Origin of the sequence: Streptomyces sp. NRRL S-31 (assembly GCF_000718775.1) — a bacterium.
Classification (GTDB): domain Bacteria; phylum Actinomycetota; class Actinomycetes; order Streptomycetales; family Streptomycetaceae; genus Streptomyces.
This window is the reverse complement of record NZ_JOCB01000233.1, coordinates 1-939: the sequence shown is the minus strand read 5'-3', so window position 1 is coordinate 939 and position 939 is coordinate 1. Positions and strand designations below refer to the sequence as shown.

General features: G+C 72.0%; 1 protein-coding gene. It reads right to left on the bottom strand.

Going from position 1 to position 939, the window contains the following annotated elements; translation table 11 throughout:
* The coding region (locus IF37_RS40365; protein ID WP_037858384.1) for a beta-ketoacyl reductase at positions 1-939 on the bottom strand (939 nt) is incomplete at both ends.

Below are 939 nucleotides of genomic sequence, written 5' to 3'. Positions count from 1 at the left end.
GGCGTAGGCGGCGAGGTCGAGGCGGGCGGGGACGAGGGGGGGGTGGGGGTCGGTGAGGGCGGCGTCGAGCAGTGCGAGCCCTTCTTCCGCCGTCAGGGCGCGCATGCCGGTGCGGCCGGCGCGGCGTTGGGCGGTGTCGTCGAGCGAGCCGGCCATGCCGTCGGTCTGTTCCCACAGGCCCCAGGCGAGGGAGGTGGCGGGTTGGCCTTGGTGGTGGCGGAGGGTGGCGAGTTCGTCGAGGAAGGCGTTGGCGGCGCTGTAGTTGGCTTGTCCGGGGTTGCCGAGTGTGCCGGAGATGGAGGAGAAGAGGACGAAGGCGTCGAGGTGGTGGTGGGTGGTGAGTTCGTGGAGGTGCCAGGCGCCGTCGGCTTTGGGGGCGAGGACGGTGGTGAGGCGGTCGGGGGTGAGGGAGGTGAGGGTGCCGTCGTCGAGGGTGCCGGCGGTGTGGATGACGGCGGTAACGGGGTGGTGGTGGAGGAGGGTTTCGAGGGCGTCGCGGTCGGTGGTGTCGCAGGCGGTGATGGTGATGTCGGTGGCGCCGAGGGTGTGGAGTTCGGTGGTGAGGTGTCGGGCTTGGTCGGTGTGGGGTCCGCTGCGGTTGGTGAGGAGGAGGGAGGTGACGTGGTGGTGGGTGACGAGGTGGCGGGCGATGAGGGAGCCGAGTGATCCGGTGCCGCCGGTGATGAGGACGGTGCCGGTGAAGACGGGGGTGGCGGGTTCGGCGGGCGGTGTGTGCCGCACCAGCCGGGGAACGCTCAACGCGCCTTCCGAGAGCCTGAACTGGGGCTCACCCGTGGCTACGGCGGCGGCCAGGGCCTTCCTGGACTCCGTCGTGCCGTCGAGTTCGGCGAGGACGATGCGGTCGGGGTGTTCGAGTTGGGCGGTGCGCAGCAGGCCGCGTACGGCGGCGGTGGCGGGGTGGCCGGAGCGGGCGGTGAC